The 21,235-nt window shown below is 65.0% G+C and carries 15 protein-coding genes and 4 pseudogenes; 12 read left to right on the top strand and 7 right to left on the bottom strand.

The window, feature by feature from the left end; all coding sequences use genetic code 11:
• The 3 genes from NW75_RS11135 to NW75_RS11145 form a co-directional block, all read right to left on the bottom strand.
• Positions 1–1,761, bottom strand: a 1,761-nt coding sequence (locus NW75_RS11135) for a xanthine dehydrogenase family protein molybdopterin-binding subunit (RefSeq protein ID WP_033965292.1), incomplete at its 3' end; no start/stop codon positions are given.
• The gene (locus tag NW75_RS11140) at positions 1,758–2,228 is read right to left on the bottom strand and encodes a (2Fe-2S)-binding protein (protein ID WP_033965293.1); all 471 of its coding nucleotides are present in this window, start codon (positions 2,226–2,228) and stop codon (positions 1,758–1,760) included. The genes NW75_RS11140 and NW75_RS11135, both read right to left, overlap by 4 nt.
• Positions 2,228–3,526 (bottom strand): cytochrome c, encoded by a 1,299-nt coding sequence (locus NW75_RS11145; protein ID WP_033965294.1) that lies wholly within the window; start codon positions 3,524–3,526, stop codon positions 2,228–2,230. Before NW75_RS11145 ends, NW75_RS11140 begins: the two co-directional genes overlap by 1 nt.
• A 191-nt stretch (positions 3,527–3,717) precedes the next feature.
• Here NW75_RS11145 and NW75_RS11150 point away from each other — a divergent pair, with 191 nt between their 5' ends.
• The 7 genes and pseudogenes from NW75_RS11150 (at position 3,718) to NW75_RS11180 (ending at position 11,918) form a co-directional block, all read left to right on the top strand.
• Positions 3,718–4,809 (top strand): glycoside hydrolase family 43 protein, encoded by a 1,092-nt coding sequence (locus NW75_RS11150; RefSeq protein ID WP_137902763.1) that lies wholly within the window; start codon positions 3,718–3,720, stop codon positions 4,807–4,809.
• Between the two features lie 8 nt (positions 4,810–4,817).
• A pseudogene (gene xylB / locus NW75_RS11155) lies at positions 4,818–6,272 on the top strand (xylulokinase).
• A gap of 17 nt (positions 6,273–6,289) precedes the next feature.
• Positions 6,290–7,600: a xylose isomerase gene (xylA, locus tag NW75_RS11160; protein ID WP_033965320.1), complete on the top strand. Its 1,311-nt coding sequence runs from the start codon at positions 6,290–6,292 to the stop codon at positions 7,598–7,600.
• Positions 7,601–7,714: 114 nt separating this feature from the next.
• Positions 7,715–8,849: pseudogene (locus tag NW75_RS11165) on the top strand (fumarylacetoacetate hydrolase family protein).
• Positions 8,846–9,599, top strand: a pseudogene (locus NW75_RS11170) (SDR family NAD(P)-dependent oxidoreductase). Before NW75_RS11165 ends, NW75_RS11170 begins: the two co-directional pseudogenes overlap by 4 nt.
• Positions 9,599–10,469: pseudogene (locus tag NW75_RS11175) on the top strand (SMP-30/gluconolactonase/LRE family protein). The pseudogenes NW75_RS11170 and NW75_RS11175 overlap by 1 nt, the downstream one beginning before the upstream one ends.
• A 27-nt stretch (positions 10,470–10,496) precedes the next feature.
• The gene (locus NW75_RS11180) at positions 10,497–11,918 is read left to right on the top strand and encodes a sugar porter family MFS transporter (protein ID WP_405053002.1); all 1,422 of its coding nucleotides are present in this window, start codon (positions 10,497–10,499) and stop codon (positions 11,916–11,918) included.
• 57 nt (positions 11,919–11,975) lie between these two features.
• Here the strand turns inward: NW75_RS11180 and NW75_RS11185 are convergent, their stop codons facing one another.
• Positions 11,976–13,028, bottom strand: a complete 1,053-nt coding sequence (locus NW75_RS11185; protein WP_033965296.1) for a LacI family DNA-binding transcriptional regulator — start codon at positions 13,026–13,028, stop codon at positions 11,976–11,978.
• 104 nt (positions 13,029–13,132) lie between these two features.
• Here NW75_RS11185 and NW75_RS11190 point away from each other — a divergent pair, with 104 nt between their 5' ends.
• Both NW75_RS11190 and NW75_RS11195 read left to right on the top strand, forming a co-directional pair.
• Positions 13,133–14,584 (top strand): ATP-binding protein, encoded by a 1,452-nt coding sequence (locus NW75_RS11190; protein WP_033965325.1) that lies wholly within the window; start codon positions 13,133–13,135, stop codon positions 14,582–14,584.
• A 72-nt stretch (positions 14,585–14,656) separates the two neighbouring features.
• Positions 14,657–15,382 (top strand): hypothetical protein, encoded by a 726-nt coding sequence (locus NW75_RS11195; protein ID WP_231565144.1) that lies wholly within the window; start codon positions 14,657–14,659, stop codon positions 15,380–15,382.
• A 7-nt stretch (positions 15,383–15,389) separates the two neighbouring features.
• Here the strand turns inward: NW75_RS11195 and NW75_RS11200 are convergent, their stop codons facing one another.
• From NW75_RS11200 to NW75_RS11210, 3 genes are read right to left on the bottom strand one after another with little or no spacing between them, the layout of a single operon-like run.
• The gene (locus NW75_RS11200; protein ID WP_033965298.1) at positions 15,390–15,818 is read right to left on the bottom strand and encodes an acyl-CoA thioesterase; all 429 of its coding nucleotides are present in this window, start codon (positions 15,816–15,818) and stop codon (positions 15,390–15,392) included.
• Positions 15,818–16,591: a sulfite exporter TauE/SafE family protein gene (locus NW75_RS11205; protein WP_033965300.1), complete on the bottom strand. Its 774-nt coding sequence runs from the start codon at positions 16,589–16,591 to the stop codon at positions 15,818–15,820. Before NW75_RS11205 ends, NW75_RS11200 begins: the two co-directional genes overlap by 1 nt.
• A gap of 12 nt (positions 16,592–16,603) precedes the next feature.
• On the bottom strand, positions 16,604–17,812 hold the full coding sequence (locus NW75_RS11210) for an LL-diaminopimelate aminotransferase (RefSeq protein ID WP_033965302.1): 1,209 nt from the start codon (positions 17,810–17,812) through the stop codon (positions 16,604–16,606).
• Positions 17,813–17,983: 171 nt separating this feature from the next.
• Between NW75_RS11210 and NW75_RS11215 the strand changes: the two genes are divergently transcribed.
• From NW75_RS11215 to clpS, 3 genes are all read left to right on the top strand, one after another.
• Positions 17,984–19,729 carry a PHA/PHB synthase family protein gene (locus tag NW75_RS11215; RefSeq protein WP_033965303.1) on the top strand — a complete coding sequence of 582 codons (1,746 nt, stop codon included), beginning with the start codon at positions 17,984–17,986 and terminating at the stop codon, positions 19,727–19,729.
• Between the two features lie 199 nt (positions 19,730–19,928).
• Complete coding sequence (locus NW75_RS11220; RefSeq protein WP_231565145.1) at positions 19,929–20,687, top strand: phasin family protein; 759 nt, start codon at positions 19,929–19,931, stop codon at positions 20,685–20,687.
• A gap of 131 nt (positions 20,688–20,818) precedes the next feature.
• Positions 20,819–21,160, top strand: coding sequence for an ATP-dependent Clp protease adapter ClpS (clpS, locus tag NW75_RS11225; RefSeq protein WP_029622891.1), 342 nt, complete (start codon positions 20,819–20,821; stop codon positions 21,158–21,160).
• Positions 21,161–21,235 lie beyond the last annotated feature (75 nt).

Raw genomic sequence — 21,235 nt, forward strand, 5'->3', positions numbered from 1 at the left:
CCGCCAATGGCGCTGGGGGGCCGACCCGGCATTGCGACCGGCCCCGGTCAGCAATTTCAGGCGGAAGGCGACCGGATCGCTTTTTACCTGCAGCGCCGCTTCATCGATAAAGCTTTCCACCGCCCAGTTGGTCCAGCCCGGCCCGACCGAGCGCAGCCAGCCCGAGCGGATGGTGGTGTTGGCGAGATCGTTGGGAATGGCATGGACGGTCTGGTGGCCGACTTCATACCAATGGTCCGCGCCCGAAATGGCGAACGGGTCATAGGCCCCGCCGCTCTTGGTCTTGGCGAGGAGGGCGGGGGCGTTCATCTGCGTCGGCCAGCCCGCAGCAGCGTGATGCTCCATCGCGATCACCGCATTGTTCTTGTCGAAGCTCATGCGCACGCGCTGGACCGAGGGCGAGCGCACCGAATCGAACAGCGCGTCGTCCTGCCGCGTCAGCACCATCTTGACCGGACGCCCCAGCGCCTTGGCCGCCAGCGCGGCGGGGACGGCATAATCGCCATTGAGCCGCCGCCCGAAGCCACCACCCAGCATATAGGTGCGCAGGATGATCTTGGTTTCGGGCACGCCGAGCGCTTTGGCCAGCGTCGGCAGGATCAGGCTTTGCCACTGGTTGCCGGTATGGATTTCGAAGCGGCCGTCCTTCTCGAAGGCGAGCGCGTTGAGCGGTTCCAACTGGAAATGCAGCACGGTGCTGGTGGTGTAGACGCGCTCGAGCGTGCTGATGGCGTTGCCGGGCTTGGGCCCCGTGTTGACGATGTCGAGCGCGACGCCGCTATCCGCCTTGCCCGCCAGGTCGGCGGCATGGGCTTGCAGGTCCTTTTCGGACGTGGTCGCGCCTGGGCCTGCGGTCCACGTCACCTGGAGCAGATCGGCGGCGCGGATCGCGGCGGGGTAATTTTGCGCGATCACCATCACCCAGCCGGGCACGGTGTCCGACGGGTCTTCGATGACGAGGTAGCGCAAATAGCCGCGCACCGTCTTGGCCTTGCTGTCATCGACCGAAACGACCTTGGAGCCGAAGCGCGTTGGCGGCAGCTTGGGCCGGGCATAGACCATGTTCGGCACCTTGGCATCGATGCCATAGAGTGCGGTGCCGTCGGTCTTGGTGGCGATGTCGAGCGCCGCAACCTGCTTGCCGATCAGGCGACGGTCCTTGACCGGCTTGATCGGCAGCGCCTTCAGTTCGTCGGGGGTGAATTGACGGGCGACGCCGCCGCGCTTGGCGATGTCGCCATAGGAAATCGAGCGACCACCCGCATGGACCGCGCCGCCACGCGCGGTGCAATTGGCGGCACTGGTGCCGAGCAGCTTCGCGCCTGCTTCGATCAGGGCGATGCGACCGGCGGCACCCGCCTGGCTGAACACGGGGAAGGTCTGCCACACCGACCAGCTCCCGCCGGTGACCATCAGGCCCCATTTGGGATCGGTATCGACATGGACGATGCGGACCTTGTCCCAGTCGGCCTCCAGTTCATCGGCGAGAATGCGCGCGAGTGCGGTGCCGACATGCTGGCCCATTTCGGCGCGGATGATGTTGACGGTGACGATCCCGGCGGCGTCGATCCCGAACCAGATTGACGGTTCGAATTGCGGGCCGGTCGGGGCGGCGGGGGTGCCGCCGGGCACGGCGGGATCGATCGCGGCCAGCACTTGCGAAAAGCCGAAGGCGATCCCGGCGGCACCACTGGCGACAAGGAAGCCGCGGCGCGACAGCGGGTTGCGGGCGGCTTCGGCGGTCGAGGCGAGGCGGCTCATGCCTTGGGTCCTTCCGCCAGCGTGCCTGCCGCCTGCCGGATCGCGGCGCGGATGCGGACATAGGTCATGCAGCGGCACAGATTGCCCGTCATCACCGCGTCAATGTCTTCATCGGTGGGTGCCGGGAAATCCTTGAGCATGGCGGCGGCCTGCATGATCTGGCCCGACTGGCAGTAACCGCATTGCGGCACCTGAATCTCACGCCACGCTTGTTGCAGCGGATGCTCGCCCTTCGGGTCGAGCCCTTCGATTGTGGTGATATCGGCACCATCGACTGCGGAGACCGGGGTGATGCACGACCGCGTCGCCCGCCCGCCGACGTGCACCGTGCACGCCCCGCACATGCCGATGCCGCAGCCGAATTTGGTGCCGGTCAGGCCGATCTCGTCGCGGATCACCCACAAGAGCGGGGTGTCGTCCTCGATCGTGGTGGAAACGGGGCGACCGTTGATCGTGAAACTGGTCATCACTCCTGGCCCTTGCCCTGCGCGCGGATCGTCGCGACTTTCTGTTCGAGATCGGGCCATGCCGCCTTGGTCGTCCGCGTCGCGCGCAGATAGGCGGCGATGCGCGCGACATCGGCATTGGTGAACCCGGTGCCAAAGGCCGGCATCACCACGCCCGGCGCACCGTCCTTCGCGTCGATGCCGTAGAGGATGACGCGGATCAAATTGGTCGGATCGTCGAGATGCACGGTGCTGTTGAGCGCCAGATCGGGGCGCAACGGGTTGAGGCCCTTGCCGCCATTATAATGGCACGATGCGCAGGCAGCGGTGAACAGCCGTGTCCCCGCATCATACTGCAAACCGGTGCCGACGCGGTCGGTGGCGAGCGCCTTCTGGATGAGCGCGGCATCCTGACCGGCGCGCGCCGCCGAGCCGTTGAAGCTGGTGAAATAGGTGGCGATTGCTGCCACGTCGGAGCCGGGCAGATGCGCGAGACCGCGCGGCACCGCCGCCATCGGACCCGCCGCCGTGCCATGATACAGGCTGACCCCGGTGCCGAGATAGGCAACCAGTTCGGCCTGGTTCCACGCAATCGGTGCGGGGTTGGTCTTGTCGAGCGGCGGCGCGATCCAGTTGTCGATCGCGGCCCCGGCATAGGCCTTGTCCTTACGCTCGGCACCCAGCGCGCCGCGCGGCGTGTGGCACGCGCCGCAATGGCTGATCCCTTCGGCGAGATAAGCCCCGCGATTCCACGCCGCATCCCTGGTGGCGACGGGCACATAGCGCCCGGGCTTGAAGAACAGCAGTTTCCAACCCGCCTGCAGCATCCGAATGTTGAGCGGGAAGGGTAGGCCATTGGCCTTGTCTTCGGCGTGCACCGTCGGCTGCGTCATCAAATAGGCATAGAGCGCCGAGACGTCGGCATCGGTCAGCTTGGTGAAATGATCGTAGGGGAAAGCGGGGAAGAGATGCGCACCGTCACGCCGCACGCCTTCGTGCATCGCGCGGCGGAAGGCGGCTTCGGACCAGCCGCCAATGCCGGTGTCGACATCGGGGGTAATGTTGGTCGAATAGATCGTGCCAAAGGTGGTTGCCATCGCATAACCGCCCGCCAGCGCGGCACCATCCTTGGCAGTGTGGCACGACGCGCAATAGCCGGCGCTGGCCAGCACTGCCCCCTTGGCAACGAGCGCGGGCGCGAAGGATGCCGCCGCCGGGCGCGCGATCGGGGCAATGGCAGGCCGCCAGGCAAAACCCGCAAAGATCGCCAGGCCAACCAGAAGGGCGAGGACGCCACCGAGGAAAATGCGCTTCAACACGCTGTGCCCGCCGCCATCATATTCACCCTGTGCTTCGCGTGCTTCTGACAGGGCAATCGCGCTTTCCGCGTCCGACGTCCAGAAACAAATCGCTTTTATACCCGTGACAGGAGCGCGCGGCGCTTGCGTCGGGTAAATGTTAGCGCTACCTCCATCGTCATAGCGCGGTTACGCGCATCGGGAGAGGAATGATGGCGTATCGCGTGATGGGGGCAGTGGTGATGTGTGGCGTTGCCACGCTGGCGCTTGCCCAAGATCGGATTCCGGATCGGGCCCCGGATGGCCGGAAATATCTGTCGCAGCCGCTGGTGACATCGATCTACACAGCAGACCCGTCGGCGCATGTCTTTGCGGGCAAGATTTACGTCTACCCAAGCCACGACGTGCCGACCGCAATCCCCGACGATGATCTGGGCAACGAATATGCGATGCACGATTACCGTGTGCTGCGGATGGATCGCATTGGCGGCCCCGTCACGGTGGGCCCGGTCGCGCTCGATGTGAAGCAGGTGCCGTGGGCGTCGCAGCAGATGTGGGCACCCGATGCCGCTTATAAGAACGGCACCTATTATCTGTATTTCCCAGCGCGCGACAAAGCCCGTGACAAGAACGGGCTGGGCACGTTCCGCATCGGTGTGGCCACCTCGAAGAACCCGATGGGCCCGTTCAAGGCCGAGCCCAAGCCGATCGCGGGCAGCTTCTCGATGGATCCGGCGGTGTTCACCGACAGCGATGGCAAAAGTTACATGTATTTCGGCGGCATCTGGGGCGGGCAGCTCCAGCGCTGGAAGAATGGCAGCTTCGATCCCAACGGCAGCGATACCGATTTGCATCAGGACGATCAGCCAGCGTTGACCGGCAAGGTCGTCCGCATGAACGCCGATATGAAGAGCTTCGCCGAGAAGCCGCGCGACGCGGTGATCCTCGACGAAAAGGGCAAACCGATCCTGGGGGGCGATCATGACCGGCGCTTCTTCGAAGCATCGTGGGTGTTCAAGCGCGGTGGCCAATATTATTACACCTACTCGACCGGCGACACGCATTTCCTGAACTATGCGACCGGCACCAATCCTTACGGGCCCTTCACCTATCGCGGGCATTTCCTGCTGCCGGTGCAGGGGTGGACGACGCATCACTCGATCATCCAGACCGGCGGCAAATGGTGGCTGTTCTATGCGGACACGCAGCTCAGCAACAAGAACCACCTGCGCAACGTCAAGGTGACCGAGCTTTCCTTCAACGCCGACGGGACGATCAAGCCGATCGATCCGTTCGTTCGATAAGGCCGCCGATGTTTCTGGGAATCGATATCGGCACGTCCGGGGTCAAGGCCGTGGTGCTCGACACGCACGGCGCGGTCGTCGGGCAGGGCGTCGCCGCGCTGAGCGTCCAGCGGCCTTATCCTTTGTGGTCCGAACAGGACCCGGAAGATTGGTGGAAGGCGACCAGCGCGGCGGTGCTGGCGATCGATCCGCAGGTCCGGCGTGCGGTGCGCGGCATCGGGCTCGCCGGGCAAATGCACGGCGCGACCTTGCTTGGTGCCGACGATCGGCCGTTGCGCCCGGCAATCCTGTGGAATGATGGGCGTTCCTTTGCCGAATGCGCCGCACTCGAAGCGACCACGCCCGAGTTTCGCACGCTCGGCGGCAATATCGTGATGCCGGGCTTTACCGCGCCCAAGCTCGAATGGGTGCGCCGACACGAACCCGAGATTTTCGCACAGGTCGCGACGGTGCTGTTGCCCAAGGATTATGTCCGGCTGCGCATGACTGGCGAGAAGGCATCCGACATGTCGGATTCCGCGGGGACCTTGTGGCTCGACGTTGGGGGGGCGGCGCTGGAGTGACACGTTGCTCGCGGCGTGCGGGCTGACGCAAGCGCAGATGCCGCGCCTGGTCGAGGGTACCGATGTCGCCGGGGTGCTCCGGGCGGACATCGCCGAGGCCTGGGGCATTGCCCAGGTTCCCGTCGCGGGCGGTGCGGGCGACAATGCCGGTGGGGCTGCGGGCGTGGGCGTCGTGACCGATGGCAAGGCGTTGCTGTCGCTCGGTACGTCGGGCGTCATCTTCGTCGCCAATGATCAGTTCCGGCCCAACCCCGCGCGCGCGGTCCATGCCTTCTGCCATTGCCTGCCCGAGATGTGGCACCAGATGTCCGTGCACCTCAGCGCCGCCTCGTGCATCGATTGGGTCGCGCGCCTGACCGGGGCGAGCGGTGCCGCCGAAGTGTTCCAGCGCGCCGAAGCGGCGGGCGTGGCGAGCGGGCCTGAGATTTTCCTCCCCTATCTCTCGGGCGAGCGCACCCCGCATAACGACGCGCAAGTGCGTGGTGCCTTTGTCGGGCTCGACAACGATACCGATCCCAACCGGCTCGCGCAGGCGGTGCTGGAAGGCGTGGCGTTCGCGCTCGCGACGGGCTCGACGTCCTGCGCGAGGCCGGGACCGAGGTCGCCGAACTCGCGGTGATCGGCGGGGGCGCGCGCTCGCGCTATTGGGGCGAGACGCTCGCCGCCGCGATGGAGGTGCCGTTGGTGTATCTCCAGGGTGGCGAAGTCGGCCCCGCGCTCGGGGCCGCGCGGCTGGCGCAGATTGCCGTCGATGGCGGCACCCCGGCCGAGGTGTGCGTCGCCCCGCCGGTGTCGCACCGTATCGCGCCCGACGCTGAACTGACGGCGCGGCTCGCGCCCAAGAAAGCGGTGTTCCGCGCCGCTTATGCCAAGATTTCTCCCCTTACTCACTCCAATTGACCCCCAAGGAGCGCCCGATGGCCACCGATTTCTTCGCCGATATTCCCCAGATCACCTTCAAGGGGCCGGACAGCGACGATGACCTTGCATACCGATTCTATGACAAGGACCGGGTCGTGCTGGGCAAGCGGATGGAAGACCATCTGCGCTTCGCCGCCTGTTTCTGGCACACCTTCTGCTGGCCGGGTTCGGACGTGTTTGGCGGGGGCACCTTCAATCGCCCGTGGCATGCCGGCGCGAACGACGCCGCTGCCGCTGCGCAGAAGCGCGAAGTCGCGTTCGACTTCTTCACCAAGCTCGACATCCCCTTTTATGCCTTCCACGATGTCGACGTGATGGCCGATGCGAGCACGGTCGCCGAGCATCGCCGCAATTTCGCCGAGGCGGTCGATCATCTCGAGCGGCTCCAGGCGGCGTCGGGCCGCAAGCTGTTGTGGGGCACCGCCAATTTGTTCAGCCATCCGCGCTTCGCCGCTGGTGGCGCGACCAACCCCAATCCGGAAGTGTTCGCGTTCGGCGCGATGCAGGTGCGCGATGCGCTCGAAGCCACGCACCGTCTGGGCGGCGCGAACTACGTGCTGTGGGGCGGTCGCGAAGGCTATGAGACGCTGCTCAACACCGATCTCAAGCGTGAACTCGACAATCTCGGCCGCTTCCTGTCGCTCGTCGTCGAGCACAAGCACAAGATCGGCTTCACCGGCACGATCCTGATCGAGCCCAAGCCGTTCGAGCCGACCAAGCACCAATATGATTTCGACACCGCGACGGTGTACGGCTTCCTCAAGCGCTATGGCCTTGAGAATGAAGTGAAGGTCAATATCGAGGCGAACCACGCGACGCTCGCCAGCCACACCTTCGAGCATGAAATTGCGACGGCGGCGGCGCTCGGCATCTTCGGGTCGATCGATGCCAATCGCGGCGATCCGCAGAATGGCTGGGATACCGACCAATTCCCCAATTCGGTCGAGGAACTGACGCTCGCCAATCTCGAAATCCTGCGCGCGGGCGGTTTCACCACCGGCGGCTTCAATTTCGATGCCAAGGTGCGGCGCCAGTCGATGGACGCGATCGACCTGTTCTATGGCCATGTTGGCGCAATCGACGTGGTGGCGAAGGGGCTGCTCAATGCCGCCGCGCTGATCGAAGACGGTCGTCTCGACGCGATCAAGGCCGAACGCTATGCCGGCTGGGAGGGCGATCTTGGCCAGCAGATCGGCACGCTCGATCTGGCCGCCATCGCCGATCTGGCGGTCGAACGGGCGATCGACCCCAAGCCGCGCTCGGGTCGACAGGAGCGGATCGAGAACCTGATCAACCGCTTCATTTAACAGCGGATAGAGTAAGGAGTATATGCGTCCCCTGACGACCGCCCCAGCGCTTGACAGCGCGGGGGCGGTCGTCAAGGTAACGCTATCAAGGATGAGGGTCGCGTGGAGGGGTTAATGGCGAGCGGGAACGACGCGAGCGCGTCGGCGCTACCGGCGGATTGGCAGGACGGCGTGTTCGTCGGTCGTATCGCGACCGATGCCGGGCCGAGCCCGATTTTGGTCGTGCGGGGCGAAGCGTTCGACATGTCCGCGCGCGCGCCGACGGTCGCCGATTTGGTCGAATCGGGGGATTTCAGCGCATCGGGCGGGGTGTCGCTTGGCGCGTTCGGAGGAGATTTGTCGCGGCTGTTGGCCCCGGTCGATCTGCAGTGCGTAAAAGCGTGCGGTGTGACCTTCGCACTTTCGGCGATCGAGCGCGTGATCGAGGAGCGCGCACGGGGGGGATTCCTCCGCCGCCGCCGATATCCGGGCGCGGCTGGAATCGCGCGTTGGCGGGTCAATCCGCGCGGTTGTGCCCGGAACGACGGAAGCGGCCGAGCTCAAACAGGCGCTGATCGAGGACGGCCTGTGGTCGCAATATCTGGAGGTCGCGATCGGCCCCGATGCCGAAGTGTTCACCAAGGCCCCGGTGTTGTCGAGCGTCGGGCCCGATGCCGAAATCGGCATCCGGTCGGACTCGACCTGGAACAATCCCGAACCGGAAATCGCGCTGCTGGTCGACAGCCGCGGCAAAGCGGTTGGCGCGACGCTTGGCAATGACGTCAATCTGCGCGATTTCGAAGGGCGCTCGGCGCTGCTGCTGGGCAAGGCCAAGGACAATAATGCGTCGTGCGCGCTTGGGCCGCTGGTGCGGCTGTTCGACGACGGCTTCACCATCGACGATGTGCGCCGCGCCGAAGTGCGGCTGCGGATCGAAGGCGCGGACGGCTACGTGCTGGATGGCACCAGCAGCATGAGCCAGATCAGCCGAGATCCGCTCGATCTGGTGCGCCAGACGCTGAGCGAACACCAATATCCCGACGGTTTTGCGCTGTTCCTCGGCACGCTGTTCGCGCCGGTGCAGGATCGCGACGAGCCGGGCCGGGGCTTCACTCACAAGATTGGCGACCGGGTAACCATCGCAAGCGACCGGCTTGGGCGGCTGACCAATCGCGTGGTCACGTCGCGCGACGCGGCACCGTGGAATTTCGGAATTCGCGCGCTGATCGCAAACCTGGCCGGGCGCGGCCTGCTGGAGACGAGCAAGTGACCGGCACGCGTGCGATTTACCCGAGCCTTGTCGGCAAGCGGGTGCTGGTGACCGGCGGCGCGAGCGGCATTGGCGCAGGCCTGGTCCAGGCCTTTGCCGAGCAGCAGGCGACCGTCGCCTTTATCGATGTCGACCAGGCTGCTGGCGCGGACATTGCCGAGCGTTTTTGCCCCCGGTCGCTTCCATTTGTGTGATCTACGCGATCCGGCGGCGTTGGGTGCGGCGATCGCGGCGATTGCCGAGGATCTTGGCGGGATTGACATTCTTATCAACAATGCCGCGAGCGACGATCGGCATAGCGTTGACGAGGTGACCCCCGCATATTGGGACGAGCGGATGGCGACCAATTTGCGCCATCTGTTCTTCGCCGCGCAAGCCGTGGTGCCGGGGATGCGCGCGGCGGGCGGCGGGGTCATCATCAATTTCGGGTCGATCAGCTGGCATTTGGGGCTACCCGATCTCGTGCTGTACCAGACTGCCAAGGCCGCGATCGAGGGCATGACGCGCGGTCTGGCGCGCGATCTCGGGCGCGACGGCATCCGCGTCACCACGATCGTGCCCGGCAACGTCCAGACCCCGCGCCAGCAGCGCTGGTATACACCCGAAGGCGAAGCCGAGATCGTCGCGGCGCAATGCCTGTCGGGGCGGATCCAGCCGGTCGACGTTGCGGCGCTTGCCTTGTTCCTGGCCTCGGACGATGCGCATATGTGCACGGGCCACGATTATTTCGTCGACGCGGGCTGGCGCTGATGGCGAGCGCACCTGTCACGATCGCGCCGCTCGGCGCGACGCTCGGCGAAGGGCCGATGTGGGATGTCGCCACGCAGGCATTGTGGTGTGTCGATATCAAGCGGCATCTCGTGTTTCGGTTCGATCCCGCCACTGCGGCGCTGTCATCCTGGACCGCGCCGGGCGAAGTCGGCTGGGTGCTGCCGCGCGCGGGCGGCGGGATGGTCGTCGGGGTGCAATCGGGCCTGTATGGGTTCGATCCGGCTGAGGGCAGCTTTACGCCGCTGATCGATCCCGAGCCGCATATGCCGGGCAATCGCCTGAACGATGCGACGACCGACGCGGCGGGACGGATCTGGTTCGGCAGCATGGACAATGGCGAGCAAGCGGAGAGCGGTCGGCTGTACCGGCACGATCACCGCGCTGCGCCGATGCCGGTCTCGCGCCGGTTGCGATTACCAACGGCCCGGCGATCTCGCCCGATGGCACCACGCTTTATCACACCGATACGTTGGGGCGGACGGTGTGGCAGGTGCCGATCCGGGACGACGGCACGCTGGGCGATCCCACGCCGTTCGTCGAGATTGCGGCGGGCGAGGGGCATCCCGATGGATCGACCACCGATGCCGATGGCGGCGTGTGGGTCGCGCTGTTTGGCGGCTGGGGTGTGCGGCATTATGATCCGGCGGGCACGCTGATTGAGACGGTACGCTTCCCTGTCGCCAACATCACCAAGATCGCTTTTGGCGGCGCGGGTCTGCGCACGGCTTATGCCACCACTGCGCGCAAGGGGTTGAGCGCCGCCGAACTGGCGGCGCAGCCCGAGGCGGGCAATCTGTTCGCCTTCGACCCGGGTCAGAAGGCATGGCGACACATGCGGCAAAAATATAACAATCGATAGGGAGCGGAAGACGGATCATGGCAACGCTGGCGCAACCCGACATGCAACGGGTCAATATAGGTTTTATCGCTTCGATCGTCGTGGTGGCGACGATCGGCGGTTTCATGTTCGGCTATGATTCGGGCGTTATCAACGGCACCCAAAAGGGGCTGGAGGCCGCGTTCGAGCTGGGCAAGCTCGGCATCGGCATCAATGTGGGCGCGATCCTGGTCGGCTCCTCGATCGGTGCGTTCGGCGCGGGGCGCTTGTCGGATGCCTATGGCCGCCGCACGGTGATGATGGGGGCGGCCGTGCTGTTCCTGATCAGCGCGCTGCTCGCGGGCGGTGCCAGCAGCTCGATCCTGTTCATCGTCGCGCGCATCATCGGCGGCCTTGGCGTCGGTGCCGCCAGCGTGATTTCGCCGGTGTACATCTCCGAAGTCACCCCGGCGTCGATCCGCGGGCGCTTGTCGAGTGTGCAGCAAGTGATGATCATCACCGGTCTGACCGGCGCGTTCGTCGCAAACTTCGCGCTGGCCCGCTATGCTGGCGGCTCGACCGCGCAATTCTGGCTCGGCTTTCCGGCATGGCGCTGGATGTTCTGGCTGCAGGCGCTGCCGGCGGCGATCTATTTCCTGGCGCTTCTCACGATCCCGGAAAGCCCGCGCTATCTCGTCGTAAAGGGCCATACCGAGCGCGCGCGCGCGGTGCTGACCAAATTGTTCGGGTCCGACGAGGCCGATCGCAAGGTCGCCGAGATCGCCGCGAGCCTGGCCGCCGACCATCACAAGCCGCGCCTGTCCGACCTGATCGACAAGACCACCGGCAAGATCCGCCCGATTCTGTGGGCGGGCATCGGGCTCGCGGTGTTCCAGCAGCTCGTCGGCATCAATGTCGTCTTCTATTATGGCGCAACCTTGTGGGAAGCGGTCGGCTTCTCCGAGGATTATGCCTTGCAGACCAACATCCTGTCGGGCGTGCTGTCGATTGGCGCGTGTGTCTTCACGATCGCGTTCGTTGACAAGATCGGGCGCAAGCCGCTGCTGCTGATCGGCTCGGCCGGCATGGCGGTAACGCTGGCGACGGTGGCCTATGCCTTCTCGACCGCCGTGACCGCGCCTGATGGCGGAGTGTCGCTGCCCGGTAATAACGGCGTGATCGCGCTGGTCGCGGCCAATCTGTACGTCGTCTTCTTCAACTTCAGCTGGGGCCCGATCATGTGGGTCATGCTGGGCGAAATGTTCCCGAACCAGATCCGCGGGTCGGGGCTGGCGGTGTCGGGCTTTGCACAGTGGATCGCCAATGCGGCGATCTCGGTCAGCTTCCCGGCGCTGGCGGTGTCGCCCGGCTTGGCGGTCACCTATACGGGCTATGCCGTGTTCGCAGGCATCTCGTTCTTCTTCGTCCAGGCGATGGTCAAGGAAACGCGCGGCCGCGAACTGGAAGCGATGGAGGGATAAGAGCCCTCGGATAGCAGGAAAGGCGAGGGCGCTGATTTCGGTCAGCGCCCTTCTTTTTTATTTTGGCGGCGCATCCGATTGGCGCCGGATCAACGCATAGTCCGCCAGCACGTGCGGATGATCGACGCTGCTGTCATTGGCATTGCGCATGCGGATTTCGCGCACCAGCAGCTCGATCGCGGTGCGCGACATTTCGGTCACCGGCTGGCGGATGGTGGTGAGTTCGGGCCAGATCGTCGTCGCCAGCACGGTGTCGTCGAACCCGCACACGGTCAGGTCGCCCGGTACGTCGAGCCCTTTGCGGTGGGCGATTGCCACGGCGGCCGCGGCCATATCGTCGTTCGAGGCAAAGATGGCGGTTGGCGGCTCGTGCAGGCCAAGCAGCCGTTCCGCCGCCTCCAGCCCGGAACGATAGGTAAACAGCCCGGCACCGACACGTTCGGGCAAAAACGCCAGCCCCATATCGGCAAGGGCCGCGCGATACCCGGCCAGCCGCTCGCCACTGGCGGTTTGTTTCGGGTCGCCGGTAATGAAGCCGATCCGCGTGTGCCCCAGTGCCCCCAGATGCCGCGTCATGTCATAGGCGGCGCGACGGTCATCAATGCTGACGGACAAGGCCCAATCGGGCGCGCGTCCGGTTGCCACCGCGACCACCGGGATGCCGTGGCCTTCGAGGGCGGCCAGCACCACGGGCGAATCGCTCAGCGGCGGAGGCAGGGCGATGCCGTCGATCCGCCCCTGTAACAGGCGTTCGATCGTCGCCGCCTCATGGCCATCCTCTTCGCATTTCTCGATCACGAGCTGGACGTTGCTGCGGCTGGCCTGATCGAGCCCGCCGACCAGGAAGTCGCTGAAATAGGTCAGCGAGGGATTGGTATGCAGCAGGCAAATGCGGATCTCCTCGCCGCCCGCCAGCGCCCGCGCTGCGGCGTTCGGCGCATAGCCCAGCGCCGCGATCGCGGATTCGACGCTGGCGCGGGTCGCGGGGCGAACACTGCCCTTGCCATTCACCACCCGCGACACCGTCATCGGCGAGACCCCGGCATGGGCCGCGACATCGGTGATGGTGGGAACATTATGTTGACGACGCGAGCTGCGAATTTCCTTCATGCACGTCCTTTCTATGCCACTTCTATGGCGGAGTGGTGCGCTACGGCAAGCCGGTGTCGCGATGGTGCTTGCCCATGCCCCCCCGCATCGGCCATGTGGCCGCGATGACGTTTCAAGTCGACATGGGCCTCGACGCGGGCGGCGCGCCCGTCCCGATCGATCTCGAAGAATTGCTGGCGACGCGGCTGCTCGTGCAAGGCAATTCGGGCTCGGGAAAATCGCATCTGCTGCGCCGCTTGCTCGAACGCAGTGCAGGGCAGGTGCAGCAGATCATCATCGATCCCGAGGGCGATTTCGTTACGCTCGGCGAACGCTATGGCCATGTCGCCATTGCGGCTGCGGAGTATTCGGTGGCGGAGATCGCCCGCTTTGCCGCGCGCATCCGCGAACATCGCACGTCGGTGGTGCTCGATCTCGAAGGTCTCGAGATGGAAGGGCAGATGCGCTGTGCCGCCGCCTTTCTGTCGGCCTTGTTCGATGCGCCGCGCGACCATTGGTTTCCGGCGCTGGTGGTGGTCGACGAAGCGCAGGTGTTCGCGCCCTCAATGGGGGCGGAAGTGACCGAGGAAGTCCGCCGCGCCTCGCTTGGCGCGATGACCAATTTGATGTGTCGTGGCCGCAAGCGCGGGCTCGCCGGGATCATCGCGACGCAGCGCCTCGCCAAACTCGCCAAGAACGTCGCCGCCGAAGCCTCCAACTTCCTGATGGGGCGCACCTTCCTCGACATCGACATGGCGCGCGCGGCCGATTTGCTGGGGATGGAGCGGCGGCAGGCCGAGCAGATCCGGGATCTTGCGCGCGGTACCTTCCTCGCGCTGGGGCCGGCGGTATCGCGCCGACCCGTGGCGATTCGCATCGGCACGGTCGAAACCGGCTCGCGGGGTGGTGGTCCTGCGCTGATCCCGCTGCCCGATGCGCAGGCGGGCGATATGCGGCAATTCCTGTTTGCGGAAATGGAGGAGCCGGTGCGGCCCGCCCCGCCGCCGCCACGCGCGGTCCCGGCCGAATCTGTGTTCGCGCAGATCGAAACCGTCGTCGCGCCCGATCCCGTTCAGATGCTGCCGCAACGCGACCCCGAGGAGCTTGCCCAGATCGTCACCGACGTGCTGCGCGCGATCGTCGCGGACGCGGATTCGACCGCGCGCCCGGCGGCAGTGTTGTACCAGGATTTTCAGGTACGCTGCCGTATGGTCGGGGTGCATCCTGCGCCGCTTGATCCGTCCGGCTTTTCGCGGCGGCTGGCGGCCGGGCGCGCGGGAATTTTCGAGGGGCTCGACGGTGATTGGGGCGAGGCGCTGGCGCTGGCGCGCGATCTGCCGGACGAAATGCTCGGCTGCTTCCTGTTGGTGGCGAAGGCCGCGCGCGAGGGGCTCCCATGTCCGAGCGATGAGGCGGTGGCGCAAACCTATGGCACCAGTTCGCTCGGCCGGGCGCGGCGCGTGATCGGCTATATCGAGGGCCGCAATCTGCTGGTGACGCGGACCGATCTGTCGGGCAAGCGATCGATGACGATCCCCGCTTTGGGATGGACCACCGCGCCCGCCGACGCCGGATGACAAAGCGTTCAGGTTACGCCGAACTGGTTGCAGTGCGGCACGGCGCACTCTAGGCGCGGCACGATGTCTGCCATGTCCTATCGATCCGAGTCAGGCAAAGGTCGATTCCGCGGCATCGCGCTTGCACTGGTCGTCGAGGCGCTGGTCGCGTTGCTGCTCCTGCAGCTGGGCACGGGCATCTTCCATAAGACCGAGAAGCAGAAGCCGCTCGTCACGTTTGACGTGAAGCCGATCGGGCCGGTGGTTTCCAAACAGGCGCAAAAGACCCAGGTCGCGCACAAGCAGAAGCAGACGACCACTGCCTCGGCCGCACCGCCGCCACCGGTCGCGCCGCCACCTGTGAAAAGTCCGGTGCCCTCAAAGCTGATCCAGTTGAGCTCCGAGGAATTCGCCGCCTCGGACATTGGCAAGATCCCGGCGCATCAGGGTGAGGGCGACGATTCGGGCAGCGGCAAGGACAGCGTGGCCGCCTATGGCCCGGGCCAGGGGCCGGGGGGTGCTGCGCTCTACAATGCCGAATGGTATCGCGAGCCGCGCGATGCCGAGTTGAAGCCTTATCTCCAGGATTACGCCAAATCGGGGTCGGGCTGGGCGCTGATCGCGTGCAAGACCGCGCCGGATTATCGCGTCGAGAATTGTCGGTCGCTTGATGAATCGCCGCCGGGCGGCGGGCTGGCGCGCGCGCTGCGGCTGGCGGCATGGCAGTTCCGGGTTCGCCCGCCGCGGATCGGCGGCAAGCCGATGATCGGCGCGTGGGTGCGGATCCGCTTCGATTTGACGGTCGGCTTTCAAAAGTAGCGCAGGCTTACGCCGTCGGCAGCGTGTCCAGATAGGCGCGGATGTCATCACTGATCGGAAGCGGCTTGCCGGTGGGCAAGTGGACGTTGACGATCACCATGTCGATCACGGTGTGCAACGCGCCCGTCTCCGCATGACATAGCTCGAAGCGCTGCGTCAGGCTCGACCCGCCGACCCGCGCGATGCGGACGAACGCCTCGATCGTATCGCCCCACACGAAGGGCTTCAGATAGTCGATCTCGGTGCGGCGGACATGGAATTCGGTGTGCGTCCACGCGTCGCCGAGCGCGGCACCGATACCGGTCCATTCCCAGAATTCGCTCACCGCAACATCGGCATATTCGAGATAGCGCGAGTTGAAGACCACCTTCTGCCCGTCAATTTCGGCGTAGCGGACCTTGAAACGAGTCGAAAAAGCGAAACCGGGACGCGTCATCAAAACAAGAGCCTTAAACCGACGATGGCAAGCACCGCTGCGAGAATCGGGCGCAAGACGCGGTCGGATATGCGGGATGCGACCAAACTGCCAACGATGATTCCAGGAATAGACCCGAGCAGCAGCGAAAACAGCAACGTCCCATCGACCGACCCGAGCAGCCAGTGGCCAAAGCCCCCGAGCAGCGTCAGCGGCACCGCATGGGCAATATCGGACCCGACCAGCCGGTTGATCGGCAAGGTCGGATAGAGGATCAGCAATGCGGTCATGCCAAGTGCCCCCGCGCCGACCGAGGTAACCGACACCAGCACCCCCAGCACCGCACCGAGCAGCACCGTCAGCCATTTAAGCCGCGCAGTCCCGATCGTGCCGAACAGGCGCGTCAGCGAGCCCACGATGCGCGCCCGGAAGATCGTCGCCACCGCCGACAGCACCAGCGTGACGCCCAGCGCCGCCGAGATCGCATGGCCGGTATCCTGCTTTTCCGATGCGTAATGCAGCACGATGATCGTCAGAATCGTCGCGGGCACGCTGCCGGCGGCGAGTCGCGCCACCACGTGCCAGTCGACCGTCCCGCGCCAGCCATGCACCGTCGTCCCCACGCTCTTGGTGGCGGACGCATAGAGCAGGTCGGTGCCGACGGCGGTCGCCGGATGAAAACCGAAGGCGAGCACCAGCAGCGGCGTCATCAACGATCCCCCGCCGACCCCGGTCAGCCCGACGAGCAGCCCGACGAGTACGCCGGCCAGCGAATACAGCGGGGTGATGATCATCCGGGGCGGCGGTCAGCCGGCCTTTGCGCTGGGAATATTAACCCCCATCGACACCAGATATTTCTTCACGTTGCGCGCCGCCTGGCGGAGCCTTTGTTCGTTTTCGACCATCGCGATGCGCACAAAGCCTTCCCCGTTTTCACCGTATCCCACCCCTGGCGCAACCGCGACCTTGGCGTGAGTCAGTAATTGTTTGGAGAACTCAAGGCTGCCTAGGTGCGCGAGCGCGGGCGGTAGCGGGGCCCAGGCGAACATCGATGCGGGCGGGGCGGGAATGTCCCACCCGGCGCGGCCGAAACTCTCGACCAGCACGTCGCGGCGCTTGTGGTAGAGTTGGCGATTGGTCTCGACGATGTCCTGCGGGCCGTTGAGCGCCGCGCACGCCGCCGCCTGGATCGGCGTGAACGCGCCATAATCGAGATAGGATTTCACCCGGCTCATCGCCGCGATCAACGTCTTGTTGCCGACCGCGAAGCCGATCCGCCAGCCCGCCATCGAATAGGTTTTGCTGAGCGAGGTGAACTCGATTGCGATGTCCTTCGCGCCCGGCACCTGCAGGATCGATGGCGTCGGCTTGCCGTCGAAATAGAGCTCCGAATAAGCGAGGTCGGAGATGATCCAGACCTTATTCTCCTTCGCCCAGGCGACAAGCCGCTCGTAAAAAGCCAGGTCGACCGCTTCGGCGGTGGGGTTGGAGGGATAGTTGACCACCAGGATCGAGGGGCGCGGGACGGTGAAGGCCATCGCGCGTTCCAGCGACTCGAAATAGGCGTCGTCGGGCGTCGTCGGCACTGCGCGGATCGTCGCGCCGGCGATGATGAAGCCGAAGGTGTGGATCGGGTAAGACGGGTTGGGCGCGAGCACGACGTCGCCCGGCGCGGTGATCGCGGTGGCGAGGCTGGCGAGCCCTTCCTTTGACCCCATCGTCACCACGACTTCGGTCTCTGGGTCGACATCGACGCCGAAGCGGCGGCCGTAATAATTGGCCTGCGCGCGGCGCAGCCCCGGAATGCCCTTGGACTGCGAATAGCCATGCGCGTCGGGCTTGCGCACCACTTCGATCAATTTCTCGATGACATGCGGTGGCGGCGGAAGATCGGGGTTGCCCATGCCGAGATCGATGATGTCCTCGCCGGTCGCCCGCGCTTCCGCTCGCATCGCGTTCACTTCGGCGATGACATAGGGCGGCAGGCGCTTGATGCGATAGAATTCGTCGGACATTGCAGGGATTCCGGCTGGAGGGAGTCCTTCCTTACGCCATTATGTGTCGCGCCGTCACCCCGCCGCACACCAATATAACGAAGCGCGCGGGTTTCGCCGCACGCGTGGTGATCCGCGCTTTCGCGCAAGGGCGAGATCGGGGTATGCTCGCCCGCACCAGAAGAGGATGTCATGGCCGAATCCACGAATGCTAGCGCTGCCGCCATGCCCAGCCTCGCCGAGCTGCAGCATTGGACCTGGGTCCTCGGTCGCGCGCAGCAGATGTTGCTGGAACAGGGCCTGTCGACACTCGGCGCGGCGGAATCGGCGTTGCCGCCGATCCCGGGGCTGACCGATCCCGCCACGATGGGCCGCGTGCGCGATTTTTGGGCTGACAGCGTCTCTCTGTGGCAGCGGATGCTCGCCCCCGGCGAGGCCGTGCCCGCTGCGGAAGAATCGGTCGAGCGCACCCGTGACAAGCGCTTCAAGGATCCGCGCTGGCGTGCCGATCCGCTGTTCGACTGGATCCGCCAGAGCTATTTCCTCTTTTCCGACCAGCTTCTCGCCCAGGTCGACGCGCTCCAGGGCGTTGATGACAAGCAGCGCGAACAGATGCGCTTTGCTACGCGCGGTTTTCTGGATGCGATCAGCCCGTCCAACTTCCCCGCGACCAACCCGGAAGTGCTTGAAAAGACGATCGAGACCGGTGGCGAAAATCTGCTCAAGGGCCTGCAGAACATGTTGGCCGATCTCGCCAAGGGGCAGGTGACGCACACCGACCAGACCGCGTTCGAACTCGGCCGCAACCTGGCGACCACGCCGGGCAAGGTGATCCATCGCACCGATCTGTACGAACTGATCCAATATGCGCCGACCACCCCCAACGTGCTGGCGGTGCCGCTGGTGATCTTCCCACCATGGATCAACCGTTTCTACATTCTCGACCTGACCGCGGAGAAAAGCTTCATTCGCTGGGCGGTCGAACAGGGCATCACCGTCTTCATGGTTTCCTGGCGATCGGCCGATGCCAGCATGAAGGACGTGGTTTGGGACGATTATATCGCCGCCCAAATCGATGCGATCGACACGGTGCGGCGCGTGCTGAAGGTGCCTGCGGTCCACACCATCGGCTATTGCGTGGCGGGCACGACGCTCGCCGCGACGCTCGCGGTGCTGGCGGCGCGAGGGGAAGGCGACACGGTCAAGAGCGCGACCTTTTTTACGGCCCAGGTCGATTTCGAGAAAGCCGGGGAATTGCTGTATTTCGTCGCCGACGATCAGCTTGAGTTGCTCAAGACGCTCACCCCGGATGGCTTTCTCGATGGGCGCTACATGGCGGCGGTGTTCAACCAGTTGCGCGGGCGCGACCTGATCTGGAACTATGTCACCAACAATTATCTGCTGGGCAAGGATTATGCCCCGTTCGACCTGCTCCACTGGAATGGCGACACCACCAACCTGCCCGCGCAGTGGCACATGCGCTATCTGACCGACCTGTATCGCGACAATCTGCTGAGCAAGGCCGGGGCGCTCAGCGCGCTGGGCACGCCGATCGATCTCGGGCTGGTGAAGACGCCGAGCTACATCCAGGCCGGGCGCGAGGACCATATCGCACCGGCCGAAAGCGTGTGGGCGCTGATGCGGCTGTTCTCTGGCGAGCGCCGGTTCGTGCTGGCGGGATCCGGGCATATTGCCGGCGTGGTCAATCCGCCGAGCGCGAACAAATATCAATATTGGCTCAATCCCGAGCCGGTCGAGACGCTCGAGGCGTTTGTCGTCGGGGCACAGGAGACCAAGGGGAGCTGGTGGCCCGACTGGGTCGCTTGGCTGCGCGATCAGGATGCGGCGATGGTCCCCGCCAAGGGCGCGCGCCAACCGGGCAAGGGTTCGCTCAAGGCACTCGAGGACGCGCCCGGACGTTACGTAAAGCAGCGTTAAAGATCGAAGGGGAGGGCCGAAACTACGGAGTTTCACTTATGTTGCAGTGCAACATTTCGCTTGCATTTGGCACCAGTGCTGCTATATTGCAGTGCAGCATTGGTGTAGGAGAGATCCGATCATGGCAAGCAAGGGTCCAAAGTCAGACGCGGCACCGAAAGCCCCAAAACCGGCCGCGAAGGTGGCCGGACCATCGGCCGTGGCCGAGGCTGGCGTCGCTCCCGCAAAACCCGCTGCTCCCAAGACACGGACCGCCGCCGCTGCGGTGAAAACCCCACCGGTTCCTGCAGTGCTTCCGGCCCCGGTCCCGGAAGTGCCCGAACCGGTCGTCGTGGCCCCTGCCGTCGACGAGGTCGCACCGGCACCGATTGCAGCAGCACCCCAAGTGCCCGCTCCAGCGGTGTCCGCGCCCGAGCCTGTTCGTATCCCTGACCCGGTTCTTACCGTCGAAGCCCCCAAACCCGTCGCCGCCGCCGCGCCGACCGTTACGCAGAAGGAAATCTTCACCATGGAAAACACCATCAAAGCCGCTACCGACAAGGTCCAGGAACAGGCCAAGGCCCTGTTCGCCGATGTCAACGATCGCACCAAGACCGCCGTTGAAAAGGGCACCAAGCTGGTCGAGGAATTCAACGAATTCTCGAAGGGCAATGTCGAGGCGATCGTCGAATCGTCGAAGATCGCCGCCAAGGGCATCGAAACGTTTGGCCAGGACGCTGCCGAATATAGCCGCAAGCATTTCGAAGGCGCGACCGCCGCGCTGAAGAGCCTGTCGAGCGTCAAGACCCCGTCGGACTTCTTCAAGCTGCAGAGCGATTATGTCCGCAGCGCGTTCGACTCGATCGTCGCCGAAACCTCGAAGAACACCGAGTCGCTGGTGAAGCTCGCCGGTGAGGTCGCGCAGCCGATCTCGAACCGCGTCGCGCTTGCCGCCGAGAAGATCAAGATCAGCGCATAAGCCGATCTTCGTCCGCATCGGACAGGAGAGGGCGGTCCCGGCTGGGGCCGCCCTTTTTGTTTGCCCCCTTGCCCTCACCCCCGGCAATGCCATATTTTAGGCAACAGATGATCGACCGTAGCGCAATCTCGATGGCGGAACGCCGTGATGACGGAACCGGGGACGGGCCGGACGACGGCACTGGCCTGGGCGTCGCAACGCGCACCCGCGCCAAGACCAAGCAGCCGACGCCTTATCGCGTGCTGCTGCTCAATGACGATTACACCCCGATGGAGTTCGTCGTGCTCGTGCTGCAGCGCTTCTTCCGCATGGATATGGAGGCGGCGACCCGGGTGATGCTCCATGTCCACCAGAAGGGCGTCGGGGTGTGCGGCATCTTCAGCTACGAAGTCGCCGAGACCAAGGTCAGCCAGGTCATCGATTTCGCGCGGCAGAACCAGCATCCGCTGCAATGCATGTTGGAAAAGGCCTGATTTAGCCGGACGTTTCTGCGCGCCTCGTCGCAATTCGCCTATCGTGCTTGCGCGGGCGGTGCGAGGCGATAAACG

It is taken from the genome of Sphingomonas sp. Ant H11, from assembly GCF_000797515.1.
GTDB lineage: Bacteria > Pseudomonadota > Alphaproteobacteria > Sphingomonadales > Sphingomonadaceae > Sphingomonas.